Origin of the sequence: Photobacterium sp. GSS17, assembly GCF_028621875.1 — a bacterium.
GTDB lineage: Bacteria > Pseudomonadota > Gammaproteobacteria > Enterobacterales > Vibrionaceae > Photobacterium > Photobacterium ganghwense.
The window spans coordinates 880,674-906,295 of record NZ_CP117517.1 but is presented as its reverse complement, the minus strand read 5'-3'; the positions used below and the strand labels follow the sequence as shown (position 1 = coordinate 906,295).

Below are 25,622 nucleotides of genomic sequence, written 5' to 3'. Positions count from 1 at the left end.
TTTACATCGCTGCGTTAAAGAATCGGGCGAACCAGCTTGGCGTTTGCGTATCCTGGCGATCACCGGTCGCCGAATACTGAATACGGGCGTTAGAAATCCGGGTGGACGGAATGGAATTATTGGTATCAATATCATCCGGTCGGATCGTGCCACTCACCCGGATGTATTCATCCCCGCTGTTCAGAGTCAGCCATTTTTCCCCGCGCACTATCAGGTTGCCATTTGGCAGCACTTCAATCACCTCAACCGAGAGTGAACCGGAAAAACTGTTACTCTGATCCGCCGAAGCCGAACCTGAAAATTTGTTGTCGTTACTGAGCAGATAAGACAGGTTGTAATCAGCAATGGTGGCAGGTCGTCCGCCCAACTCAATAGGATCGAGTTTCATGTCAGTGGATTTGCCCAGATCTGAACTGGCGCTTTTTTTCGCCTGGGTCTTTTCCTGCAACATAACAGTGACAATATCCCCCAGACCGCGAGGGCGGGTGTCATTGTACAGATCCTGAGAAGCCGTATTGAACAGCGAACCCGTTGCTGTTGTGTAATGCTCAGGCTGATTAGGAGGACGAACAGCAGACCATGCCGGATCGCCCTGCACCGCATCTTCCCGCGTCCGCACCAGATCAATAATGCCTTTGCTCGGCTCCGTACTGCCTTCCACCGCATCCACATCGCTGACGGCGGTTTCCAGATCAGAACCGGTATCCGGTTTAGACACACACCCCGTCAGCAACAGGATCAGAATCCATACCCCGTATTTCATTGTTTATCCTGCCGCCTTTGATTTAGATTAAAGTTGCTGGTTCACGTAACTCAACATCTGATCCACTGTCGAGATCACTTTCGAGTTCATCTCGTAGACACGCTGGGCTTCAATCATATTCACCAACTCTTCGGTGACGTTTACGTTTGATGTTTCCAGCATGGACTGACGAATGCTGCCGAAACCATCAAGCCCCGGGATACCGTCCTGCGGATCACCACTGGCCCCCGTTGGCAAAAACAGGTTCTGACCAATAGGCTCCAAGCCTCCCGGATTGATGAAGTTGGTCAGGTTGATCTGGCCAATTGGCTGGTTTTCCTGTTGATCACGGATACGAGCAGACACTTCACCGTCGGTCCCCACTGTAATCGCCACGGCGTTATCCGGCACAACCAGTTCAGGCTCCAGGACATAGCCCGAGCCGGAGGTCACAATCTGGCCTTGCTCGTTGACCGTGAACTGGCCATTTCGGGTATAGCCGATATTGCCGTCAGGCATCATTACCTGGAAGAAACCATCGCCTTCCACCATCAGATCCAGTGCGTTGTCAGTGGTCTGGGTATTCCCCTGCGTAAAGACTTTCTGGGTTGCCACCACTTTAGAACCCGCACCCAACATCAGGCCGGATGGCAAAGTGGTGTTCTGTGTGACCTGACCGCCTGGCTGGTTGATATTCTGGTAGAACAGATCTTCAAATACCGGACGACTCTTTTTAAATCCCACCGTTGAGGCGTTGGCCAGGTTATTGGAAATGGTTGAGATATTGGTTTGCTGCGCGTCGAGACCCGTCTTACTAACCCATAGAGCTGGATGCATGCTGTTTTACCCCTGTTTCTTATCCAATACGCATTAATGATGCGGAGGCTTTGTCCATTTCCTCAGCGGTTTTCATCAACTTGACCTGCATTTCGAAATGTCGCTGCAAATCGATCATACTGGTCATTTCACCCACGGCATTCACATTGCTCCCTTCCAGGAAGCCGCTCAGCAACGTGACGGTTGCATCCGGCTCCAACCCGATAGGGTTGGGGGCACTGAATTTAAAGAGGCCATCGACATCTTTGAAAAGGCTTTTGTTATCCGGCTTCACCAACTTGATGCGATCAATCTGGATCATGGCTTCAGGCGGCGCGCCTTGCGGCAAAACATGAATCATGCCGTTCTTCTTAACCTCGATTTTGTTGATCGGCAGCGGAATCTGAATCGGGGTATCCCCTTCACCCAGAATTAACTGGCCGTTGCTGTTTTGCAGCATGCCAGCCTCATCAATTTTCAGGTGACCTGCTCGGGTATAGGCTTCTTTGCCGGTGCTGTCCTGTACCGCCAGCCAGCCTTCTCCTTCAATCGCCACATCTAACTCCCGGCCGGTAGACTTCACACTGCCTTGGGAAAAATCATTACCGGGACGTTCCGTCATAGTAAATACCCGGGTCGGTAAGCCTTCACCATAAGCCTGCATCATACGAGCCTGCTCGAGGTCGGCGCGAAAACCAGTGGTACTCACATTCGCCAAGTTATTGGCATGCAGCTGCATCCCGTACATATCTTGTTTGGCACCACTCATGGCCAGGAAAAGTGCACGATCCATAACATCTCCCTTCAGTCGATGGCAGAATCAAAGCAATTTCCATACCACAGATGCAAATTATTGTTTTATATGGACATAGCGCAGATGGAGTCGGCATTTCAGACGCAGAATTCAGCCACTGCCGATAAATTGGCACCCGGACGAGAAGCTTGAGGAAAAAAATTGCCGCCGACAGGTTGCCGGCGGCGGAAGAACGTTATCGCGTTATGATAACCCCTCGGGTAAACCGTTTGGACTATCGAATCTGCAGAATGTTCTGCTGCAGCTGGTTGTTCACATCCAGTGCACGGGAGCTGGCCTGGAAGTTACGCTGCGCTGAAATCAAATCCACCAGCTCCTGAGTCATATCGATATTCGACTGTTCCAGCGTACCGTTTTTAATGGCACCAAAGGAACCCTGAGCCGCATCCCCCCAGATCACTTCGCCGGACTCCTGACTGACTTTCCACATCGTGCCACCTTGCTGCGCCAGTCCCTGCTCATTTGGCACTCGTGCCATTGCTACACGCCCGACCACCAGATCTTTACCGTTCGAGTAAGAAGCCAGAATATTGCCATCCGGGTCGATATCAACATTGGACAGGTAGCCCGTAGTCGCGCCGTCTTTATCCTGGAAACGGCGGATTTCAAAAGGTGCCGCATATTGGGTGGTGTCTTCGTAATTCATCGACAGCGTTTGTGTCCCATCAGCACCGCCTACGTTGACACCTGCTGCCTGGAAGCTGACCGTCCGGAACTTGTCCGTTGAGGTCATTTTACCGGAGGTGTCGAAAGTCATGCGATGACCCACATGGCCAGTACCATTATTCACGACTTCATTCGCTGGTAAATTTGTCGGGTCAATATTCAATGGACTTTCAGTTCCTGCTGCATCCGTCACCGTGTAGTACACCTGCCAGGAGTTTGCCGCAGTCGGGCTTTCGGCCACATAGTAAGTGGACAGTTTGTACGGTTTACCCAAAGAGTCATACACGGTAGATGACGTCGATTTGTTGAATGAGTCCGGATTCTGTGGATCAAAGGGAGAGTTCACCGGCTGCGTTTCTTTGTTCGGCAGGTTCAGCGAAATATTCATGTTGTTCGATTTCTGCGGCTGACCGAACGTATCACTGATTTTCATCGGCTTAGGCTCATACGAGGCCACCGATTTGGTGTCATTGTTAACTTCATAACCCAGCAGGAAATTGTTTTCTGCATTGACAATTTCGTTGTCGCTGTTGAGGTGGAATGCACCGTTACGTGTCAGGCTGTTCACATTCGGCTCATTTTTATTGGCCGCTACCGCAAAAAATCCGGTGCCCGATACGCGTAAATCCAGCGGGTTATTCGTGTAGATACTTGAACCTTCATGGAACTGCTGAGCAACGGTAGATGTTTGCACCCCGCCGCCTGTTGTGGTTTTGCTGTTCGAGAAAATAGAGTTGGAGTAAACATCGGCAAACGCGGCACGGGACTCTTTAAAGCCGTAGGTGTTGGCGTTAGCAATGTTGTTACTGGTTGTGTTCAGATCTTTCTGGGCTGCACTCAGGCCGCTCAACGCAATATTCATGCTCATTGTTATAATTCCTCTTGCTGTTACGCCTTACCAACCTGCAGGACATCCGTCAGTTTGAACGGAGACTCAAAACCGGCAAGGTTCAGCATAACGCCGCCATCCCCTTTGCCTAGCAGAACACTATTTACATTAGCGTGGGTAAATACTTCAAAATCTTTACTCTGGCCATTGACCATGCCGGAGACTTTCACCGTGTAACGGCCTTCCGGCAACGTTTTGCCGTCCTCGCCTTTTCCGTCCCAGGCGATATCATGGTCGCCGGTCCCTTTCGCGCCTAAATCAATGGTGCGAACCAGCTCACCCTGGGCGTTTTCCACCCGCATTACAGCCTGATCCAGCGAATTCGTCAGTCGCACACGGCCACTGACATCGCCTTCCGCCGTTTTGAAACTGGTCGACTTTGGAATCAGCACATCCTGTCCTACCAGCGATGAAGCCTGCAAGGCTTGATTTGACGTCATCGCGGTATTCAGCAACCCGAATTGTTCGTTCATTTTGTTGATACCATCCACCGTGGCAAACGACGCCATCTGGGCGATCATTTTATCGTTGCCCACCGGCTCGAACGGGTCTTGCTGAGACAGTTGCTTGGTCAGCAGTGACAGAAAATCTTCTTGCTTAAGCTGATTCTGTCCGGTGATTTGCTGATCTTCCTGCACTTTCTTTTCGTGCATCTCTTTTAGCTGGTCGAGATAAGTGAGGTTAGTCTGCCCAGCACCATTAATCGGATTCATCGCCATGCCTCTCTATGCTTATTTACCCATCTGCAGCGTGCTCATCAGCATCTGCTTGCTGGTATCAGCCACCTGGACATTATTCTGATATGAGCGAGAGGCAGAGATCATATTCGCCATCTCTTCCATCACGTTCACGTTCGATTTATAGATATACCCATCAGCGTTCGCGAGCGGGTGCTCCGGGTTATATTCGGCTTGCAGGGGTTTCTGACTTTCGACAATACCTTTAACCTGAACTGGCACACTGTCTTCGCGCTGATAACTGGCGCTCTGCAATGCTGCGGCAAACACCGGATGACGAGCTTTATAGGTTTCAGACGCTGAGCTGCTGACACTGTTGGCATTCGCCAGGTTACTGGATGTGGTATTCAGACGGACGGATTCCGCACTCATCGCCGACCCGGCAACATTGAAGATGTTAAACAAACTCATCGATTACTCCCCTTTCAATGCCTTGCTGAGGTTCTTAAATTTCGCCCCCAGAAAGTCCAGTGACGCTTGGTATTCCAAGGAATTTTGCATAAATAGGTTTTGCTCAAGCTGGGCATCTACGGTGTTGCCGTCACCTGCATCAGGTTGTGTGGGTACACGGTATTTTTGCTCGCCCATCACGGTCGTAGAGGCAGGAATATGCCGGTTGTCCGTACGGCTAAGGCCAATTTTTGCCTCTGAGGTTGCCGCATTCAACGCTCGCTGAAAGTCGATATCTTTTGCCTTGTAGCCAGGTGTATTGGCATTGGCGAGGTTACTAGCCAGTGTTTCTGCCCGTTTAGCCCGCACACCAACGGTATGCTGATGTACACCCAGTGCTTTATCAAAAGAAATTGACATATCTGCCTCCGTAATTCTCTGATAATTACAAAGCAAAGGCCGTGCCAACGTTAAAGTCGGATTGATAATGTGGAAGAAATTAGGGGATAAAATGAAACAGGAGGAAAGAACTTCCCCCTGTTATTTACTCATCGGGCTGCTGGCCGAATGGCTTAGCTGGCAGCGACAATTACTTCAGCTTGTAAATGATACCCGGGTTACAACGGATCATTTCGAATTTATCACTCAGCCCTGTCAGCGACTCAGAAGCACCAAGGAACAAATATCCCCCTGGATTAAGACTGGTTGCCATTTGATTCAGCACTTTGGCTTTCATTTCCGGTGAGAAATAGATCAACACGTTGCGGCAAAAAATGACATCAAACTTACCTAGCAGTGCATAGCTGTCTTTCAGGTTCTGCGGACGGAAATTCACCATTCGCTTCACCTTATCATTCACCTTCATTCGACCGTCGCCGTTGTTTTCAAAAAACATCCGACGGCGCTCCGGCGATAATCCCCGGCTAAGTGCCAGGTTGTCATACACACCGGCGCGGCATGTTTCCAGCATCGTCTGGGAAATGTCGGTGGCCGTAATCTGAACCCCGGCGGTCAACATTCCCGGACGACGGTTTTGCGTTTCCAGCACCGTCATGGCAATCGAATACGGTTCCTGACCAGAGGAGCTGGCCGATGACCAAACCTTTATCGGGCGCTTGTTGGCAGCCAGCTCTGGCAGAATTTTGTCGGCCAGCACCGTATACGGATAAGTATCACGGAACCACAACGTTTCATTGGTGGTCATGGCATCCACGGCAGCGACTCTCAACTCACGGTGGCGACCGGAGATCACCAGCTGCAGCAACTCCGACAGTGACGAGAGAGCAAAACGGCTGATGAGTGGAGTGAGCCGGCTGCGCACCAGATACTGCTTGCTGTCACCCAGAACTATTCCACACTGAGCTTCAAGAAAACGGCAAAAATCACGGTATTCCTGATCATTAATTGTTATCGCTGTCATTTACTACTCAAAAATTATTGTTATCGTGGCATTGCGGCTTTTACCGCTGCACCTAGCTCATCAGGATTAAATTTCGGAATAAATGCATTCGCACCGACGCGTTCAACCATCGCCTGGTTGAACACACCACTTAGCGAGGTGTGCAGAATCACATGAAGATCCTTCAGTTTCGGATCGTTACGGATTTCAGCGGTCAGGGTGTAGCCGTCCATTTCCGGCATTTCAATATCTGAGATCACCAACGCCAATTGTTGATAGATATCCCCTTCTTTCGCCATTTCACGCAGGGTCAAAATGGCTTCTTTGCCATCTTTGACTAACACACATTCACAGCCAATAGCTTCAATGGCACGCTGAACCTGCTTACGGGCTACACTCGAGTCATCTGCCACCAGAACCCGGCGTACTGCTGGCAGGTGTTCAACCAGCTCTTCCAGGATGGTGCCTGTGATATCGGTATTTGCCGGAGAAATTTCATCCAGAATCTTTTCAACATCCAGAATTTCAACCAGTTCATTGTCGATTTCTGTAACGGCAGTCAGGTAATTCGCCCGGCCGGCCCCTTTTGGCGGTGGCAGAATCGATTCCCAGTTCATGTTAATGATACGTTCCACCGAGGAGACCAGGAATCCCTGCACTGAGCGGTTAAACTCAGAAATGATAACAAAGCAGTTATCCAGGTCATCAATCGGGCGGCCACCGGTTGCCAGGCTCATATCAATCACAGAAATGGTCTGGCCACGAATATGGGCGATGCCTTTAACTAAAGGGTGTAAGTTTGGCATGGTCGTCAGCTTTGGACACTGCAACACTTCTTTGACTTTAAAAACGTTAATACCGTAGCGCTGACGGCGGTTAAGTCTGAACGTTAGCAATTCCAGTCGGTTTTGCCCTACTAGCTGGGTGCGTTGGTTAACTGTATCCAGGATCCCCGACATAAGGATGACTCCATGTTATTTGTTTTAATAATTTAGATACGCGTTAGATGGGAAGTATCACGGCAATTCGCGTATGATAGCAGACGGTATCCGATTCCGGCTATCCGGTTGATGCAATGACTTACGAGGCTAACTATAGCCACTTTTTCTCCGCAGCAATGGGCGAAGACCGTGACCCCAAAAACACTTTTAAGATTACTAATCTTTTTTATCGGCCTGACAAGCACATTCTTTAGCAATTTTGTTCTTGGTTCACAGCAAAATATTCTTGAACAGGTCCAGCAAACGGCAGAGCAGTTTGTAACCGCACTGATTGATCCGCCTGACAATGGTGAGCTTCACGTGCAAGCTTCCCCTCTCGACAGTCGGCTTCGCCTTAGCCCGTGTCCAACTGAACTGGAAGCCACGGTGCCAGGTAAGCAGTCACTGACAGGTAATGTCACCGTCCTCGTCAAATGTCCGGCGGCAGACTGGCAGGTCTATGTGCCGGTAAAAACGCAGCTCATGCTCCCCCGCGTTGTTACCACGAGACCATTAGGACGGGGAATGGTGATTACCGCCGATGATCTCACTATACAGATGGTTGACTTACGCTTTCAGCGCGGAATGATTTTCGAACGGCCAGCTCAGATCATTGGCTCAAAAATGAAGCGCAACGTCAAAATGGGCGACACCATTCAAGGCAATGATATCTGCCTGGTATGCAGAAATGACCCGGTTCGTATCAATGCCGGAGGGAGTAACCTGAGCATCATCACCGAAGGCGTTGCCCTGTCTGACGGTTCGTTAGGCGAACAAGTTCGGGTGCAAAATGCCCGCTCCAAGAAAATCATCAATGCCTCTGTGACGGCAGTGGGTGAAGTGAGCGTAAGCTATTAAAGACAAACGACCAGCCCGGGATAAACTTGCGTATAATTACTAAAGTATTACCCACTACTGCCGATATCAGGTACATCCAGGTAACCGTGTAAGAGAAATGTCGTATGCCCAGCATTAATCAGTTAAGAACAAATTTGTCGTCCTCGCCGTTGACGACCCAGCGCTCAGGCGAGCAAAAAGAGAAAGCTCAGGTCAGTCAGACCAGTGAGCAGCAGCAAACCGATCAAGTTTCTCTGAGCTCTCAGGCTAAATCAGCAGGCAGCATTCATAAAGAGCTGGCGGCCATGCCGGAGAGTTTCGACAACCAAAAGGTCAGCCAGATTAAAGAAGCCATCGCGAATGGTTCATATGTCATTGATGCAGAAAAGCTGGCTTCAAACTTGCTTAAATTCGAAGACGAACTTAACGGGATGTAACTGACAGGTCATTGAGTATGTCTTCTATTCAGCAGCTTATTGTGCAACAGCAGGAAAATGTCCGCCGCCTTCTAGAAAACCTGAAAGCGGAACAACAGGCAATTGTCAGCCGCCATTCACAGCACATTGCGGATTGTGCAAAACAAAAGCTGGCGATTATCGACAATATCAAACTGGTGGATTACCAGCTTGGTCATCATGCCGAGACGCCATTGCTGAAAACAGATGACCAACTGATCACTGCTGTTGCCGCTATTCAGGCTGGCATTGCTGAATGCAATACCTTGAATGAAGTGAACGGTGAAGCTCTGCTACGCGCGCAGCGTACCTTCCACAAACTCAATAATCTGTTACAGCAGAGCCGAGGCAAACACCAGATGACTTATAACAGCGAAGGCCAGGCCACCAACACGCGTACACTGGGTACCGATTTAATTGCCTGATATTGTCAGCTTTACTGCTAAAACGGGTTCTGGCAACACTCGACATAGAAAGCTATTCATATTAGAAAGCAATTCATAACGAACTGTACGGAAACCCTGTCATAGAAAGTTGTTCATATGACGTAAAGCAGACGGTTATTTACGCTATCATCCACTGGCAAGATTGTGAGTACTCACGCTGGGCAAGTGAGTATCACGGAAAACCGGTACAGGTAGGCAGAACAAATAAAAAAAGCGGAAGGTATCTTCCGCTTTTTTTATTGCAGGTGACCCGTCAGCCAAACACCACCTTCAAACACCTTCGCCAAACGACATCGGCATCTTCATATTAAAACAGCGACGTCTGCTTGTTAGGGACATGATAGACATCCCCGACATCACTGAGGCGCTCCATCTTTTTCATGTCCAGACGCATTTCAGTCACATAGCTGTCTCCGACCGGGTAGCTACGGATCACTTCTGCACCGCGGATGTTCCCGTCCACACTGGCATCAGTACTCTCAATACTCAGTTGCTGATCATCAAGCCCAGCCTGAGCACTGATTCGAAAACCATAAACCTGCTCAGCCAGTTCACGATACGCATCAATTTTTGACGCTCTCATCGCCCGAAGCTGCTTTTCTTCCTGGGTACGTCCGCGCTGCTCGCTAATGGACGCATACCCAACGGCGGTAATCACATCCGTTGCACTGCTTCTGCTCTGCAACATGGGCTGACAGCCCATCATAAATACACTCAGCAAGAAGATTAATCCGTAGCGCATGTCTGCTCCCAATCTTTTAACTATCAGGTTGTAATAATCAAGGTTTTAGAATGACGTTATTATCAGCGTAAATTGCTGCGTCATCACGAATTATCACCCCGTTTCTCATCCGAACTTTGTTCAAGGTATCGAGGTCGCTGCCAATACGCTCAGCCGGCAAAAAGCCCTGCGCCGATGCAATCACGACTCGCGAACGCATCCCAATAATACGGGCATTGACCATCACCCCTGCGGCCTGACGAACCATCGTTCCCGTCAGAACAAAATCAACCGGTTGTTCCGCAGCCAGATCTTTCCAGTTACGGCTAATGGCAAAATCCCCTTCCGTCGTCACTTTTATGGCGCCGGTCGCTTTATAGTCAACCACGGTATAACCACGCTGCTGCATCTGGAACATAAAGCTCTCTGCGACAGTATTCCCCAACCAATTGGTTTCCCTCATGTCCTGCAGATCAACAAACGATGTCACAGCCAGCGGGGTTTTCGCCGTCAGGTATTGATTCGAGGCCACTAGCTGCTCGGTCATCCCCTCAATGAAGTAATCAATGGTATGGCGTGGTGTTTCTTTCAACATAAATGCACTGCCTGAATACGGCTTTTTACCGTTGTAAACAGGCGAGTAGGTACAAGATACCGTAACCAATGCCAGTACCAGTACGATCCAGTTTTTCATTCTAACCAGCTCCAAATGCGACGAGTCTCAATGCCATAGTTTTTTATCGTACAGTCGGAAAAAAACTTTACCGACTCGCTGCAAAATTGCGTATGGGAACACTTTTTGCTTAATCTTTTATTATTGTGCCAACAGCTCAGCCATAAAACTGAAGATAACAAGCCTGTTGGTATCACTAAGCAATTTTCGTACCTATAGTTAAAAGTGATCTCAATGAGAAAAAAAACAAGCGCGTTGCTCCTGAGCCTGTGTTCCTTGCTCTCGGCGCCTTTACAGGCATCCTGGTATGAGATCACCGGCAATGCCATCATCCTCGAGAGTGAAAGCCTGGCAAGACAAAATGCCCTGGAAGACGCGGTGTTTCAGGCCACCAGTTATGCCGGAGCGGATATCGCTAATATCGGCCTGATTAAACCTTACCTAGAGGATGGGAAGAAAGACTATCACTTCAGCGGCAACGAAATCCGTCATATTTCTGTCACTAAGACAGAGAAGAAAGGCGGCAAATATTACCTCACCGCTCGGATTGAGATCGCACCATCGGCAAAAAATTGCCACCGTACTCAATACAAAAAGGGCTTGCTACTGGGCGAGTTTGCTATTGCCTACCCTCAGCACGCCGCGCTGGGATCGATTTACCAGCTGGGTGACGATTTCACTCAGCTGTTTAACCGCCAACTTAATAAGAACTCCCAGAGCTTTGTCACTGCCGGCATCACACCTTTCCCGGTTAATCCCGGCCAGCCTGATTCATTGACTATGATGGCGGAAGATAATGACGCTCAATATATTGTCAGTGGCGAAATCACCGATTTGACTTCAACGGTAGACAACCAGATCCTCAGAACTGACAAGATCAATCGCCAATTTGCCGCGACATTGATGATCATTGACGGAAAAACCGGCGAGATATTGATGCAGAATAACTACCGGGAGGTGGCTAACTGGCCATTTTCCCGGACAAGCCTGGTGGATACCAAAAGTGCCCGTTTTTGGCAATCAGGCTACGGGCAGGCAATTGTGCGGGTCAGTCGCAACATGATGCTGGATTTGGAATCAGCCCTATCCTGCCGCACCAGTTTGCCTGAGGTGGTCAGTACCCGAGGCAACGCCGTGCAAATCAATGTCGGTCGAATTCATGGTGTTCGCGCCGGCGATCAATTGGCTTTGTGGCACTCCGCCGGATTTATTGATCAAAATGGAATTCCCCGGAACCGAATGGTACAAACCAATATCACACTCACCGTTGACCGCGTGTACGAAAAATCTTCCGAGCTGGTTGTCAGACAGCCCGAGCTCGCGGCCAGTATCCAACCCGGTGATTTACTGACCAAACAGCTCAGAACGCTCGACTAATTGCTTAATTTATAGTTAATTTTTTGTATAATGCCTGACAAGCAGTTGCTCCCTTAGCTCAGTAGGATAGAGCGTCCCCCTCCTAAGGGGAAGGCCACAGGTTCGACTCCTGTAGGGAGCGCCATCAAATATCAAAAAGCCCGGTACTCAGCTGTACCGGGCTTTTTTGTTTAGTTCAGCGAAAGGCCTTTTTGTACACCTGTTTCGCACACCAGCGCCCGCTCTCTCTGACTCCTTCATCAGTACAAACCGTGTCACCGACGCTTCTGTACCATCGCCTCAGCCTCTCATCGGACCTAAAGTAAAAACCGGTGAGAAGAACCAAAAAGCATCGCAGCTAACCCATCCGAACTTTTTTAAAGGCTATAAAGCAAAAAACCCCGCCAAAAGGCGAGGTTTTAAATTTGGTGGAGCTAAGCGGGATCGAACCGCTGACCTCTTGCATGCCATGCAAGCGCTCTCCCAGCTGAGCTATAGCCCCAAATTGTGGAATAGATAATAAAAACTTAATGAAATCATGTCAATGAACAAAAAGCCTCTCTCAGCCCCCATGATTTAAAAGCGTTAAACAAATCACAATATCCTTTGTTTTTTGGTTATTTTTCCACCACCAATTAACCAAAACGGGCTACGTCGATACAAAGCCAACGATTGACAACAGCTGCTTGAAATTTGTTTAGAGAATAAAAAAACCGGAGCAAAAGCTCCGGTTCTACGCTATCCAGAGGTCAAGACAACCTCGATTAAGCAGATATTATTAGCTGTTAGCTTCACGCTCAGCAATGTATGCCAGTGCCATTTGGATACGAGCCATAACACGCTCTTTACCAACCAGGCACATGACAGCATCAACAGATGGAGACTGACCAATACCAGTAACGGCAACACGCAGTGGCATACCCACTTTACCCATGCCCAGATCCAGCTCTGAACACGTATCCTGAATCACCTGATGCAGGTTTTCTGTTGTCCACTCACTCAGTGCTTCTACTTTTGCCAGCGCCAGTTCCAATGCTTCTTTCGCAACAGGACGCAGGTGTTTCTTCGCAGCACCGGCTTCAAATTCACTGAAGTCCTGATAGAAATAGCGAGATTGCTCAGCCAGTTCAATCAGGGTGTTACAACGTTCACCGACCAGCTTGATCACATCCGTGATAGCCGGACCTGAAGTGATGTCGATTTCTTTTTGATCAAGGTGCCATTGCAGGTATTGCGCAACGTACTCTGGCTCAGAATGCTTAATGTAGTGATTGTTCAACCACAGTAGCTTATCAGTGTTAAATGCCGATGCTGACTTGCTGATGGCATCCAGGCTGAATAGCTGAATCATTTCTTCTTCAGAGAAGATTTCCTGATCGCCATTTGACCAGCCCAGACGTACCAGGTAGTTCAGCAGTGCTTTTGGCAGGTAACCGTCATCACGGTATTGCATCACACTGACCGCACCGTGGCGTTTAGACAGTTTCGCACCGTCATCGCCCAGAATCATGGCACAGTGTGCAAACTCAGGAATAGGAGCGCCCAGCGCCTTGTAAATATTGATTTGGCGAGGCGTGTTGTTGATATGGTCTTCACCACGAACAATGTGCGTAATGCCCATGTCCCAGTCGTCAACCACTACACAGAAGTTGTACGTTGGGCTGCCATCGGTACGACGAATGATCAGGTCATCCAGCTCGGTATTGGAAATTTCGATGCGGCCACGGATATGGTCATCAAAAACTACCGTACCTTCCTTCGGATTACGGAAGCGAATACAGAATGGTGTTTCTTCTGTCGCCGCTGCATTAGCTGCGATCACTTTCGGGTGGTTCGCATCGTAACGAGGTTTCACGCCAGCAGCCATCTGCTCTTCACGAATTTCGTCCAACAGCTCTTTCGGACAGTAACACTTGTATGCTTTGTCTTCTTCAAGCATCTGGTCGATCAGCTGGTTATAACGATCAAAACGTTTGGTCTGGTAGTATGGGCCCTCGTCCCAGTTCAGACCCAGCCAGTTCATCCCCTCAATAATGGCATCGATCGCTTCCTGAGTTGAACGTTCCAGATCTGTATCTTCGATACGCAGAACGAATTCACCGCCCGTATGTTTCGCATACAACCAAGAATAAAGAGCCGTACGAGCACCACCAACATGCAGAAAGCCTGTTGGGCTCGGAGCAAAACGCGTTTTAACCGTCATGAATAATACCTAATTAATCGAATCGCCAGGCGAACACCCGGCCCAGAAAATGGCAACTAGTTTAGCACTTGAGACGCGGAAGGAAAATATTGCAGAGAGTATGTCTGGACTGGAAAGTTAATATCGGGAGCAGAAGGGACAAGCCCTCCTGCTTCTAACCTGTTAATGCGAGGTTAGATAACACTTTTTCCGCCTTTTTGCTGGCAGATATGCAATGGGACCCAAGATTCAGTCACCTTGCCTTGCTCGTTTTCTACCATACAACGGTAAATGGGCATTGCCGGTGCACCACCTGATCCCTGATTAGCTATCGCTAAGCCGGAATTTACTGCCCCCAGCAATCCAATCGTCAAAACAACCCACTTCAGTTTCATGGTTAACTCCTTAATTTCCGGTTATTGTCACATAAGGTGTTTAACAACCACTGCATTTGAGATGCTTTAACAGTATAGGTCAGTAAAAAACAACTACTCTCATAGCATATTATTTTTCGAAACGAAGTAAATCACTGTCTCGACGCTGGTACAAGAGACTGAGATTTATAGATAATTTTTAATTCTAAATATCAAACAAAAAAGACACTCTGATTTCCGTCTTTTATGTGTATTTTTCACACTTTATAAAATATCCACCGTCGCCAAAATCTCACTCACAACACTCAGGACGTCTCTCCCAACGGTAAGCAGCATACCTGACGCAAACATAAAAAGAGCCAGCCCGAAGGCTAGCTCTTTTATAGGCAGTGTAAAACGTTCGATTACTTGATGGTAAATGGCAGGGTCAAGGTAACCTTAATGTCAGACTCGTCTTGGAACAGGTTTGTCCAACCCGTCCAGTTTGGCGTATCTGTATCGTTCACGTATTCGGTGTAGTAGAAACCAATATTAGCGCCTTTCAGAGCACCATTTTGGATAGCGTAGTTGGCAAACACACTACCTGAGTACTCGAACAGGTCATCCAGGCCATCAACATCTGAAGATGCCATACCCGCCGCGGCACTGAAGCCTGCACTGAAGCCTGGCGCACCCAAATCGCTGAAGTCACGGTTTACCGAACCAAACACGGCAAACTCGCCATCGTGGTTAAAGTCAGAGCGGTTGTTCCACCAGATATCGTAAGCGCCGTTAGAACCGCCGTACTGGCTGGTCAGACGGTATGCAAAGTTACCCATGCTGTTCGAAATATCTGTCGAATCGGCAATGGTGTAAGTGGCTTCGGCACGTACTGTGTACTGACCAAATGTTTTGGCTGACAGGAAAGCCAGGTGGAAAGCCGTATCGTCATACTGCTCATCATCATCAATTACGTAAAGCTGTGGAGACAGGTACCAGCCGTTATCCAGCGTTTGCTTCAGTTTGATGTGTGCATTTTTACGATCGCCGTCGGTCAGACCGGCATATGCCACATCCAGCAGCAAACCATTCCCGAAGGTGTAGCGTGCACCCAGCGAGTAGGCATCGCCAGCATCTTCGTTTTTCGTCGTTCTCAGTTCATAAGTATCTTTGAACCATGGTGCCTTATAACGCGTTGCGTATACCGCCCCCAGCTCTAAGCCCCCCACAGAGAAGCCTAATTCACCACCTAGGTAAGTACCGGCCGCATAACTCCAGTTCACCCCCATGGCAGTAGGAACGCTTGGTTGGAAGTAACCCAAACGCGCCTTGGCATTTTCACCCAGCTTAAACTTAGCAGCCACAGTCTGATAGCTAACACCATTGCTGTTACAATCAGTCCAGACATCAGAACAAGAATTAGAACTCGCATTCTTATCGAACGGGTTATTGACATCCCAGAAGTTCATCTCGTGGTCAGCACCACCGTTCTGCCACATGTCAAAGGTCGCATAAACGTTCAGGTCTAACCCCACCACCCCTGAAGCATAACCGGAGCTAAAGCCCAAGTTTGTGTAGATAGAGCCATGGTCAAGGTTAGTTTCTTTATCTGTGTCACTACCGGTCACAGGATCGTAGTTACCACGAGTACGATCGCGCATCCAGAAGTTCACGGCACCGTTGATGGTTGAATCTTCAAAAAAGCCTTCGGCATGAGCCACTGGCGCAGTCGCCATTGACATACCCGCGACAAAACCGATTACAGCAGCACTAAGAGCAGAGCGCTTGAATAGTTTTTCCATGGAATAACTCCTAAATAATAACTAGCTGTTTTGTTCACGTACCTCAGTTGGCCGCCGTAGGTACGCAACAAATTCATTTTTGAGTGCACAGTCCAACTGCGCTTAGTTCACAACTAAGACTACTTTCGCAGCAAAAAACATCAAACATAACTTAATTAATTCTTTAAAAAATATGACTGAGTGCAAATATTCAGGGTGTTCGGTGATCGTGATCAAAAAAGTTCAATCACACAAACAGATAAACAATAAAACAAATGAATATCAACAACTTATATTTATTTCACATTAATAAATTGCGAGCTAGACAGAAAGAAACGAGCGTTTTCTGCAATTGATTACATTTTCAAATCCTTTAAGAAAACGATTTTTGCCGAAAAATATTTTTCAAATGAAAAAAGATTGAGAAAAATGAGGAGAAAATAAAAAGCCCTAGATAAATCAATACCTGGGGCTTGTTGGAGATATTATAAATTGTAAAAAAAGAAATTAACGAAATTGACGATATTAACGAGAAATGACGTTTATCAGGGTTTGCTCATCCCAAATTTCGATGCCCAACTCCTGTGCTTTTGCCAATTTTGACCCAGCCGCTTCACCAGCCACCAGCAAATCGGTTTTCTTTGAAACACTCCCCGTTACCTTTGCCCCTAACTTCTGCAGTGCGGCTTTGGCATCAGAGCGACTCAGCTGAGATAAGGTACCTGTCAATACCACCGTTTTGCCATCCAATGGCAACTCAGCATCTTCATCGGGTTTTTCAATAGCTGGCCAGTGAATCCCCACCTCAAGCAATTCTCGGATCACACTGAGGTTGTGTTCCTCACGGAAGAAGTTATAAACGTGAGCAGCAACAATAGCCCCTACATCAGGCACCTTCATTAACTGCTCTTCAGTGGCATTCTCGAGATTCTCCAGCGTTTCAAAGTAATTCGCCAGGTTTGCCGCTGTCGCCTCTCCTACTTCACGGATTCCCAAAGAGTAAAGGAAACGAGGCAGTGTGGTTTCTTTTGAGACCGCAAATGAATCGACTAACTTCTGTGCGGATTTAGGCCCCATACGATCCAGCACCGTGACAACCCCCGCCGACAGCTTGAACAAATCCGCCGGGGTCGTCACCATTTCCCGTTCGATCAACTGCTCTATGACTTTTTCGCCGCAGCCATCAACATCCATTGCTTTGCGTGACACGAAATGCTTTAGTGCTTCCTTACGCTGCGCGCGGCAGATCAGCCCACCAGAGCAACGGGTTACTGCTTCACCTTCGACACGCTCGACATGTGAATCACAAACTGGGCACGTTTGTGGGAATACGATTGGCAGAGCATCTGCCGGACGGCGACTTGTTACAACCGATGCAACCTGAGGGATCACATCACCGGCTCGGCGAATAACCACGGTATCGCCGATCATCACACCCAGCCGCTCAATTTCGTCAGCATTGTGAAGGGTCGCGTTACTGACGGTTACCCCCCCGACAAATACCGGTTCCAGTTTTGCTACCGGAGTAATGGCACCAGTTCGGCCAACCTGAAATTCAACATTTCTCAGTACTGTCAGCTCTTCCTGCGCCGGGAATTTATAGGCAATTGCCCAGCGAGGGGCTCGCGCAACAAAACCCAGTTGCTGCTGTAGCTCAATAGCATCCACCTTGATCACGACACCATCAATTTCGTATGGCAGTGACTGACGCTTGTCACCAATATCCTGGTAGTAAGCAATGACTTCTTGAATGTTATTCAGCTGTCTGACTTCCGGACACATCGGCAGCCCCCAGTTTTTCAACTGGACAAGACGCTGGTACTGGCTCTCTGCCAGCTCCATGCCCTCAACAACACCGACAGAGTAAGCATAAAAATGAAGCGGTCGAGTTGCCGTGATCCGAGGATCCAACTGACGCAGACTGCCTGCTGCTGCATTACGTGGGTTGGCAAAAGTTTTTTCGCCTTTCTTGCGGGCCTTCTCGTTCAGATCTTCAAAACCCTGCTTCGGCATGAAAACTTCACCGCGCACTTCCAGACGACGGGGCCATCCTTCGCCACGAAGACGGAGAGGAACAGCACGGATCGTACGTACATTTTCGGTAATATTTTCACCGGTTGTACCGTCACCACGGGTCGCAGCCTGAACCAGTATGCCATTCTCATACATCAGGCTCACCGCCAGACCGTCCAGCTTCGGCTCACAGCAGTACGTCAATGATGCGGCAGCCGGTAGCCGATCTTTCATGCGTTTTTCAAACGCCATCAGCTCCTGATCATCAAATGCATTGTCCAGAGACAACATAGGGATCTCATGCTGGATTTGAGTGAAAGCGGCTAAAGGCTGTCCACCAACACGTTGGCTTGGGGAATCGGTGGTGATCAGCTCAGGATGTTCAGCTTCCAGTGCCAACAGCTCCTGCATAAGGCGATCGTATTCTGCATCCGGAATCTCCGGGTTGTCTTCAACGTAATAACGGTAACCGTGGTAAGCAAGTTGTTCACGCAGCTCAGCCAGCTGCTGCTGAATATCATGGCTCATTGTGTTTCCTATCCTCTGCCGGGCTCGGGTTAATCATGAAAAAGCTGGCCCGGTATAAAAAACAAAGCCCTTTATACTGTGGCGTATAAAGGGCAATTTATTCTGCTCTCTGATGAGATTAATCAGACGTTCGTATAGCGATGCGCTTTTTCACGATACTGGCTGATACGGCGTGGGGTGATCAGAGAACGCTCGTGATCCAAAACATCCGCCCCCAGCGTGTCAGCAATGCGCTGAACGGTTTGCAACATCAGATTAAAGTGCTCATCGGCCCGCCCTGCTTCCGCCGGCAACATCAGATAAAAAGCAACCCCCGGGGTTTCAAAATTATCGCTGCCGCCTTCTGGGAAGTGAGCCGGGTGCACCATGTTGGTCACGGTGAAAATAATCGGCCCTGTCCCCGCTTTGTCCAGGTGACGGTGGTAAACCGAATTCTCACCAAAAATCAGGTTGTTTTGCTCAAAAGCATTGAATAATTTACTGCCGCGCAATGTGTGACCGTTACGAGCATGCACACCCAGCATCAGATAATCTGGTGGCAGCACTTCTGGTTCTGGTTCCGGAATCACTTCAGGCTCCACAATGACGGGCTCGGCGACTACTTGCTCGACAGGAACTGCCTCCGCCGGGTTGATTTGCGCAGCATGGCTGATTGGCGCAGCAGCTACATCCACAGGCACAACGTCAGACTGAGCTTGGCTATCGGACCCTACAGGCATAAACGCCATCTGGTGTGCTGTCGCCTGAGGTTGCTTCTCGGCTTGCGGTACAACATGCTCGCTTTCTTCTACGACCGGTGCAAATGTCGGTTCCGCGCGCACAGGCTTATTAGCCGCTGCTTTCGAGGCAACCGGCTGTGGCGCAACGGTTTGCGATGCTGTATTCGTTCGTGTTTGTGACGCGATTCCCTGAGCAGAAACGGTTTCTGGAACAGTTTCAGAAACGATTGCTTGATGCGGTGCCATCGCTGGAATCACCGCCTCCGAAGTCACAGTCTCAGGTACAGCCGCTGTTTGTGGTGCATGAACTACAGGCTGTAGCGAGTGCGGTTGCAGCTCTGGCGTAGGCGCAACTTCAACAAAGTCAGTTGGTGACGAAACCACGGGTTGTTGCGCCATTGGTTCTTGAATCACTGGCTGCTGGATACCAGGCTGTTGGATCGCAGGCTGCTCAGTGACAGGTTGTTCAGCAACTGGCTGAGGTGTGGCCTGAGTAGAAGGCTGCACGTCTAACAACGGGTCAACGTCCAGTTTGGCACCGAAATGCAATTCAGGTTCTTTTCGTTCCGGTTTAACCGGCTCCGGTTGCGGGCTTTCATGGTTCACGACACGTACTGAGCCCACACCATCTTTATCAAACCCGTCAGAGTCCCGAGATGATTCACTCAGCTTGCCCAGCGGTTTTTCGCTAAACTTCGCGGGCTTTTCCTTTCGACTGCTCCACAGACCATGCAGCAACAATGCTGCAATCGCGAGTGCACCAACAATAATTAGAACCAGACGCAATTCCTGCATATGAATACTCTGAATTTACTCGTTTCCCCATCAAGGGGTGAATCAACATTTCTGGTATCCCCCGGTATCGGCGATCCGGTAAGTACCGTGACACAAAAACCCGGTTGCAGTTTTCTCGTTTATCGCACTGACTCAGCAGACACGTAATTTGACGAACCATGTAGCCGGATTTATTACCCATGTGATTTTCTTGTTATCAAGAAAAATACACATCGGCAATCATTACTGTATCAAAACTCAAAACATAATGAGAAGGCGAATATGCTTAATCGTGTAAGATAGTGCTATCGAGCACAAAATCGACCACTCCTTGAACAATTTTACGGCGGCTTGACCTGTCAACAGCCCATGTAGATTGCGTCTTTCCGCTACACAACGTTAATATGCCCTCATACCCAACAAGGCTCATTAACGTATTCAGAGCCGTTGCCCTTTATTCGCCGAGGAGCTTTTATGCAATCACCGCGTCCTATTCAATCGCCATTAAGCGGTGCCGGATACTTTTTCCGTGGCCTGTCGTTGGCAATGGAGCCGGGAACCCGACGTTTCGTCCTGTTCCCGTTGCTGATCAACATTGTGCTTTTCGGCACCGCGTTTGGTTTTGTTCTAAGTCAGCTAGACGTCTGGATCAGTGGCTGGATGGACAAACTGCCAAGCTGGCTGGACTGGCTGTCATACGTATTGTGGCCTCTCATTGCTATCGCAGTACTGGTTACCTTCTCTTATATATTCAGCACCATTGCCAACTGGATTGCCGCACCCTTTAACGGCTTACTGGCTGAGCACCTGGAAGCCAAGCTAACCGGTAACAAAGCCCCTGATGCCAGCATTGCCACGGTCATGAAAGATCTGCCGCGCATCATGCACCGCGAATGGGTGAAGCTGAAATACTACCTGCCAAAAGCAATTGGTCTGCTGATCCTGTTATGGATTCCGGCCATTGGTCAGACGCTTGGCCCGGTGTTGTGGTTCTTGTTCAGCGCCTGGATGATGACAATCCAGTATGCGGACTACCCATTTGATAACCACAAAGTGCCCTTCCCAGCGATGCGCGATGCGCTTAAGCAAAAACGCGGGAAGTCGCTGAGTTTCGGCAGTCTGGTCATGCTGTGTACCATGACTCCAATCCTGAACCTGTTCGTCATGCCGGTTGCCGTCTGTGGTGCAACAGCGATGTGGGTGGATAACTACCGCAATCAGTATCGCAATTACTGATTCTCGTAACAAAATACCGCCAGAAAGCGAACCGGAAACGGTTCGCTTTTTACGTTTTGTGGCCTAGGTTTACATTTATTAACATGCACCCGCCCTGCCAATCTGAATGCGTCCTTTATAACAATAAGATATAACCACAAATTCCTTTTCAAACGTCTATCTGAGATTATGCTTAGAGTGTCATTTAATTTGAGCGTGTTACGAAGGAACGACACAATGAGCAAAATTTACGAAGATAACTCCCTGACTATTGGTAATACCCCTCTTGTTCGCCTTAATCGCGTCAGTAAAGGTAACGTTCTGGCTAAAATCGAAGCCCGTAACCCAAGCTTCAGCGTTAAATGCCGTATTGGCGCCAACATGATCTGGGATGCCGAGAAAAAAGGGATTCTGAAAGAAGGCGTGGAACTGGTCGAACCAACCAGTGGTAACACCGGGATCGCCCTGGCCTTTGTTGCCGCTGCACGTGGCTACAAACTAACTCTGACCATGCCTGAGAGCATGAGCCTTGAGCGCCGTAAGCTGCTGAAAGCTCTGGGTGCAAATCTGGTTCTGACCGAAGCCCCGAAAGGGATGAAAGGTGCGATTGAAAAAGCCGAAGAAATTGTCGCTTCAGCACCTGAAAAATACCTGCTTCTGCAACAGTTCAACAACCCAGCCAACCCGGAAATCCACGAAAAAACAACAGGCCCGGAAGTTTGGGATGCCACTGACGGCGAAATTGATGTGTTCGTATCCGGTGTCGGTACCGGTGGTACGCTGACAGGCGTCAGCCGTTACATCAAGCGCCAAAAAGGTAAAGCAATCACAACCGTTGCGGTTGAACCAAGCGAGTCACCAGTGATCACGCAGGCCCTGAACGGTGAAGAACTGAAACCGGCTCCTCACAAAATCCAGGGGATTGGCGCAGGCTTCATCCCAGGCAACCTGGAGCTGGATTTGATTGACGAAGTGCAACAGGTCAGCTCTGAAGACGCCATTGAAATGGCACGCCGCCTGATGGAAGAAGAAGGCATTCTGGCAGGTATCTCATCCGGTGCGGCTGTTGTTGCAGCAAACCGTATTGCAGAGCGTCCAGAGTTCGCAGGTAAAAACATTGTTGTCATCCTGCCAAGTTCGGGTGAACGTTACCTATCTACTGCCCTGTTTGCCGGAATTTTCACCGAAAAAGAAACGCAACAGTGATCACAGTTTTAACGGATAACGTGATCTGAGTCATCTTAAAGCCCCCTAGCAGGGGGCTTTTTTGTTGCAATTCAGGCGTAGCTCTAATATAAATCCGGTGTGTTTTATTTCCAGCCTCAAAATAAAAGGTCAAAAAACGACCTGAAAGAGACATGGAAAGCGAGAAAAGTCACAAAACATTGACTTGGATTAAACTCAGGCACCGGATTGTTAAGGTAGTTTATACTCCAGATTAGCGAGCATAGCTTAAAAGGGTTAAGCTTACTTTCAGTTACGTTAAGATTAAATAAATAATATTTGTATCGGGGTGAAAAATGTATCAAAAGCAAGTTGAGATCACTGCAGAAAACGGTCTACACACTCGTCCAGCTGCTCAGTTCGTAAAAGAAGCAAAAGGCTTTGACGCAGACATCACAGTGACTTCAAACGGCAAAAGCGCTAGCGCTAAGAGCCTGTTCAAGCTTCAGACTCTAGGTCTAGTAAAAGGCACAGTAGTAACCATCTCTGCTGAAGGTACTCAAGCTCAAGAAGCTGTTGACCACCTGGTTGCCCTAATGGACGAACTGCATTAATCCGCAGCCCGTTTATTACTTTTCCTAGTTATACGTCAAATTAAGGTAAGGCTATGATTTCAGGTATCCTGGCATCTCCTGGTATTGCTTTTGGTAAAGCACTACTACTGCAGGAAGAAGAGATTGTTCTGAACAAGACTCCTGTTTCTGCAGACCAAATCGAGAATGAAATTCAGCGTTTCTTCGATGCTCGAAAAAAATCTTCTGAGCAACTGGAAGTAATCAAGGAAAAAGCGCGTGTTACCTTCGGTGAAGAGAAGGAAGCCATCTTTGAAGGCCATATCATGCTGCTGGAAGACGAAGAGCTTGAAGAAGAAATCATAGCCTTCATTAAAGACAACAAAGCATCAGCTGACTACGCTATCTACTCTATTATCGAAGAGCAGGCCGTTACGCTGGAATCTCTGGATGACGAATATCTGAAAGAGCGCGCTACCGACATCCGTGATATCGGCAGCCGTGTTGTGAAAAATGCTCTGGGTATTAACGTTGTTAACCTGAGTGCCATCAATGAAGAAGTGATTCTGGTTGCCAACGACCTGACACCTTCTGAAACCGCACAAATCAACCTGAACTACGTTCTGGGCTTTGTGACTGATATCGGTGGCCGTACTTCCCACACCTCCATCATGGCACGCTCTCTGGAGCTTCCAGCCATCGTTGGTACCAACAACATCACAGCGAAAGTGAAGAACGGCGACATGCTGATTCTTGACGCAATCAACAACCAGATTGTGATCAACCCGTCTGATGATGAGCTAACCAAATTCAAAGCAATCCGTGATCAGTACCAGGCTGAAAAAGAAGAACTGGCAAAACTGAAAGATCTGCCAGCAATTACGCTGGACGGTCACCAGGTAGAAGTCTGCGGTAACATCGGTACAGTTAAAGACTGTGACGGTATCAACCGTAACGGCGGTGAAGGTGTTGGCCTGTACCGTACTGAGTTCCTGTTCATGGATCGCGATGCCCTTCCAACTGAGGAAGAGCAATACCAGGCTTACAAAGAAGTGGCTGAAGCCATGCACGGCGAGCCTGTGATTATCCGTACTATGGATATCGGTGGCGACAAAGATCTGCCATACATGGATCTGCCAAAAGAAATGAACCCGTTCCTGGGTTGGCGTGCGGTACGTATCAGCCTGGATCGTCGTGATATCCTGCGCGACCAGCTGCGCGGTATCCTGCGCGCGTCTGCCCACGGCAAGCTACGCGTTATGTTCCCGATGATTATCTCTGTTGAAGAGATCCGTGAACTGAAAGCAGCTATTGAAGAGTACAAAGCAGAACTGCGTGCTGAAGGTCTGGCGTTCGATGAAAGCATCGAAATCGGCGTGATGGTAGAAACCCCTGCTGCGGCGTCAATTGCGCACCACCTGGCTAAGGAAGTAGACTTCTTTAGTATTGGTACGAATGACTTAACCCAGTATACTCTTGCGGTTGACCGTGGTAATGAGCTGATTTCACACCTTTACAACCCACTGTCACCTGCGGTCCTGACCGTGATTAAGCAAGTTATTGATGCTTCTCACAAAGAAGGCAAGTGGACCGGTATGTGTGGTGAGCTGGCCGGTGACGAGCGTGCGACCCTACTCCTGCTGGGTATGGGCCTGGACGAGTTCAGTATGAGCGGAATTTCTATTCCACGCATTAAGAAGATTATCCGCAACGCGAACTATGCCGATGTGAAAGCCATGGCTGAGCAAGCGCTTGCTATGCCTACTGCCGCTGAAATCGAAGCGCACGTAGAAAAATTCATCGCAGAAAAGACCATCTGCTAAGATAGCTGCAGATAAAATAACAACGCTTAGGAGCAACGATATGGGTCTGTTTGACAAATTGAAGAAGCTGGTTTCTGACGACAGTGCTGAGGCTGGTGCAATTGAAATCATCGCGCCACTTTCTGGTGAAATTGTAAACATCGAAGATGTGCCAGATGTGGTTTTCGCTGAGAAAATCGTTGGTGACGGTATCGCTATCAAACCAGCTGGTAACAAGATGGTTGCCCCTGTAAACGGTACTATCGGTAAAATCTTCGAAACTAACCACGCTTTCTCTATCGAGTCTGACGACGGCATCGAACTGTTCGTTCACTTCGGTATCGACACTGTTGAACTGAAAGGCGAAGGCTTCACTCGCGTCGCTGAAGAAGGTCAAACGGTGAAAGTGGGCGACACTATCATTGAGTTCGATCTGGCACTGCTGGAAGAAAAAGCGAAATCTACTCTGACTCCTGTTGTTATCTCTAACATGGATGAAATCAAAGAGCTGAACAAGCTTTCTGGTGCAACCACTGTTGGTGAAACGCCTGTGCTGCGCGTTAAGAAATAAGACAACATCTGTTGTAGATAGCCACTC

At 48.7% G+C, this 25,622-nt stretch carries 25 protein-coding genes and 2 tRNA genes; 10 read left to right on the top strand and 17 right to left on the bottom strand.

The genetic code is table 11. The features are described from left to right. Position 1: 1 nt before the first annotated feature. The 9 genes from PGW97_RS04110 to PGW97_RS04070 form a co-directional block, all read right to left on the bottom strand. Positions 2-763 (bottom strand): flagellar basal body L-ring protein FlgH, encoded by a 762-nt coding sequence (locus tag PGW97_RS04110; protein WP_047883858.1) that lies wholly within the window; start codon positions 761-763, stop codon positions 2-4. Between the two features lie 27 nt (positions 764-790). Further along, the gene (flgG, locus tag PGW97_RS04105) at positions 791-1,579 is read right to left on the bottom strand and encodes a flagellar basal-body rod protein FlgG (RefSeq protein WP_047883859.1); all 789 of its coding nucleotides are present in this window, start codon (positions 1,577-1,579) and stop codon (positions 791-793) included. A 19-nt stretch (positions 1,580-1,598) separates the two neighbouring features. Further along, on the bottom strand, positions 1,599-2,351 hold the full coding sequence (gene flgF, locus PGW97_RS04100) for a flagellar basal-body rod protein FlgF (protein WP_047883860.1): 753 nt from the start codon (positions 2,349-2,351) through the stop codon (positions 1,599-1,601). A 235-nt stretch (positions 2,352-2,586) separates the two neighbouring features. Next, positions 2,587-3,906 (bottom strand): flagellar hook protein FlgE, encoded by a 1,320-nt coding sequence (flgE, locus tag PGW97_RS04095; protein ID WP_273858848.1) that lies wholly within the window; start codon positions 3,904-3,906, stop codon positions 2,587-2,589. A gap of 20 nt (positions 3,907-3,926) precedes the next feature. Then, a complete protein-coding gene (locus PGW97_RS04090) occupies positions 3,927-4,640 on the bottom strand; it encodes a flagellar hook assembly protein FlgD (protein WP_047883986.1) in 714 nt (237 codons plus the stop codon). Between the two features lie 18 nt (positions 4,641-4,658). Beyond that, positions 4,659-5,075 (bottom strand): flagellar basal body rod protein FlgC, encoded by a 417-nt coding sequence (gene flgC, locus PGW97_RS04085; RefSeq protein ID WP_047883862.1) that lies wholly within the window; start codon positions 5,073-5,075, stop codon positions 4,659-4,661. Positions 5,076-5,078: 3 nt separating this feature from the next. Further along, complete coding sequence (gene flgB, locus PGW97_RS04080) at positions 5,079-5,474, bottom strand: flagellar basal body rod protein FlgB (RefSeq protein ID WP_047883863.1); 396 nt, start codon at positions 5,472-5,474, stop codon at positions 5,079-5,081. Positions 5,475-5,643: 169 nt separating this feature from the next. Beyond that, on the bottom strand, positions 5,644-6,474 hold the full coding sequence (locus tag PGW97_RS04075) for a CheR family methyltransferase (RefSeq protein ID WP_047883864.1): 831 nt from the start codon (positions 6,472-6,474) through the stop codon (positions 5,644-5,646). A gap of 20 nt (positions 6,475-6,494) precedes the next feature. Beyond that, positions 6,495-7,412, bottom strand: coding sequence for a chemotaxis protein CheV (locus PGW97_RS04070; RefSeq protein ID WP_047883865.1), 918 nt, complete (start codon positions 7,410-7,412; stop codon positions 6,495-6,497). A gap of 171 nt (positions 7,413-7,583) precedes the next feature. Between PGW97_RS04070 and flgA the strand changes: the two genes are divergently transcribed. From flgA to flgN, 3 genes are all read left to right on the top strand, one after another. Further along, positions 7,584-8,291, top strand: coding sequence for a flagellar basal body P-ring formation chaperone FlgA (flgA, locus tag PGW97_RS04065; RefSeq protein ID WP_273858847.1), 708 nt, complete (start codon positions 7,584-7,586; stop codon positions 8,289-8,291). A gap of 104 nt (positions 8,292-8,395) precedes the next feature. Next, positions 8,396-8,707 carry a flagellar biosynthesis anti-sigma factor FlgM gene (flgM, locus tag PGW97_RS04060; RefSeq protein ID WP_047883867.1) on the top strand — a complete coding sequence of 104 codons (312 nt, stop codon included), beginning with the start codon at positions 8,396-8,398 and terminating at the stop codon, positions 8,705-8,707. Positions 8,708-8,724: 17 nt separating this feature from the next. Continuing rightward, positions 8,725-9,150: a flagellar protein FlgN gene (gene flgN / locus PGW97_RS04055; protein ID WP_273858846.1), complete on the top strand. Its 426-nt coding sequence runs from the start codon at positions 8,725-8,727 to the stop codon at positions 9,148-9,150. A 328-nt stretch (positions 9,151-9,478) separates the two neighbouring features. Here flgN and PGW97_RS04050 read toward each other — a convergent pair whose 3' ends face one another. Both PGW97_RS04050 and PGW97_RS04045 read right to left on the bottom strand, forming a co-directional pair. After that, positions 9,479-9,913, bottom strand: coding sequence for an LPP20 family lipoprotein (locus PGW97_RS04050; RefSeq protein WP_217391998.1), 435 nt, complete (start codon positions 9,911-9,913; stop codon positions 9,479-9,481). Between the two features lie 37 nt (positions 9,914-9,950). Next, on the bottom strand, positions 9,951-10,586 hold the full coding sequence (locus PGW97_RS04045; RefSeq protein WP_273858843.1) for a FlgO family outer membrane protein: 636 nt from the start codon (positions 10,584-10,586) through the stop codon (positions 9,951-9,953). 213 nt (positions 10,587-10,799) lie between these two features. Between PGW97_RS04045 and PGW97_RS04040 the strand changes: the two genes are divergently transcribed. Both PGW97_RS04040 and PGW97_RS04035 read left to right on the top strand, forming a co-directional pair. Beyond that, positions 10,800-11,942: a flagellar assembly protein FlgT gene (locus tag PGW97_RS04040; RefSeq protein WP_273858842.1), complete on the top strand. Its 1,143-nt coding sequence runs from the start codon at positions 10,800-10,802 to the stop codon at positions 11,940-11,942. Positions 11,943-11,989: 47 nt separating this feature from the next. Beyond that, positions 11,990-12,066, top strand: a tRNA-Arg gene (locus PGW97_RS04035). Positions 12,067-12,347: 281 nt separating this feature from the next. Here the strand turns inward: PGW97_RS04035 and PGW97_RS04030 are convergent. From PGW97_RS04030 to zipA, 6 genes are all read right to left on the bottom strand, one after another. After that, a tRNA-Ala gene (locus PGW97_RS04030) sits at positions 12,348-12,423 on the bottom strand. Positions 12,424-12,699: 276 nt separating this feature from the next. Continuing rightward, positions 12,700-14,124 carry a glutamate--tRNA ligase gene (gltX, locus tag PGW97_RS04025; protein WP_273858841.1) on the bottom strand — a complete coding sequence of 475 codons (1,425 nt, stop codon included), beginning with the start codon at positions 14,122-14,124 and terminating at the stop codon, positions 12,700-12,702. Positions 14,125-14,297: 173 nt separating this feature from the next. Continuing rightward, positions 14,298-14,498: a hypothetical protein gene (locus PGW97_RS04020; protein WP_047883873.1), complete on the bottom strand. Its 201-nt coding sequence runs from the start codon at positions 14,496-14,498 to the stop codon at positions 14,298-14,300. A gap of 383 nt (positions 14,499-14,881) precedes the next feature. Further along, complete coding sequence (locus tag PGW97_RS04015; protein WP_207103298.1) at positions 14,882-16,258, bottom strand: OprD family outer membrane porin; 1,377 nt, start codon at positions 16,256-16,258, stop codon at positions 14,882-14,884. A 504-nt stretch (positions 16,259-16,762) separates the two neighbouring features. Further along, positions 16,763-18,778, bottom strand: a complete 2,016-nt coding sequence (gene ligA / locus PGW97_RS04010) for an NAD-dependent DNA ligase LigA (RefSeq protein WP_273858835.1) — start codon at positions 18,776-18,778, stop codon at positions 16,763-16,765. 122 nt (positions 18,779-18,900) lie between these two features. After that, positions 18,901-20,292: a cell division protein ZipA gene (gene zipA, locus PGW97_RS04005; RefSeq protein WP_273858833.1), complete on the bottom strand. Its 1,392-nt coding sequence runs from the start codon at positions 20,290-20,292 to the stop codon at positions 18,901-18,903. 453 nt (positions 20,293-20,745) lie between these two features. On the opposite strand from zipA, the gene cysZ reads away from it, so the two are divergent. The 5 genes from cysZ (at position 20,746) to crr (ending at position 25,595) form a co-directional block, all read left to right on the top strand. Then, positions 20,746-21,507 (top strand): sulfate transporter CysZ, encoded by a 762-nt coding sequence (cysZ, locus tag PGW97_RS04000; RefSeq protein WP_047883877.1) that lies wholly within the window; start codon positions 20,746-20,748, stop codon positions 21,505-21,507. Positions 21,508-21,723: 216 nt separating this feature from the next. Further along, positions 21,724-22,692, top strand: a complete 969-nt coding sequence (cysK, locus tag PGW97_RS03995; RefSeq protein ID WP_217391989.1) for a cysteine synthase A — start codon at positions 21,724-21,726, stop codon at positions 22,690-22,692. A gap of 314 nt (positions 22,693-23,006) precedes the next feature. Then, complete coding sequence (gene ptsH / locus PGW97_RS03990) at positions 23,007-23,264, top strand: phosphocarrier protein Hpr (RefSeq protein WP_047883879.1); 258 nt, start codon at positions 23,007-23,009, stop codon at positions 23,262-23,264. A gap of 53 nt (positions 23,265-23,317) precedes the next feature. Next, on the top strand, positions 23,318-25,045 hold the full coding sequence (gene ptsI, locus PGW97_RS03985) for a phosphoenolpyruvate-protein phosphotransferase PtsI (protein ID WP_047883880.1): 1,728 nt from the start codon (positions 23,318-23,320) through the stop codon (positions 25,043-25,045). Positions 25,046-25,085: 40 nt separating this feature from the next. Further along, entirely contained in the window at positions 25,086-25,595 is a 510-nt protein-coding gene (gene crr / locus PGW97_RS03980; RefSeq protein ID WP_047883881.1) for a PTS glucose transporter subunit IIA, read from the top strand. The last annotated feature ends 27 nt before the right edge of the window (positions 25,596-25,622 follow it).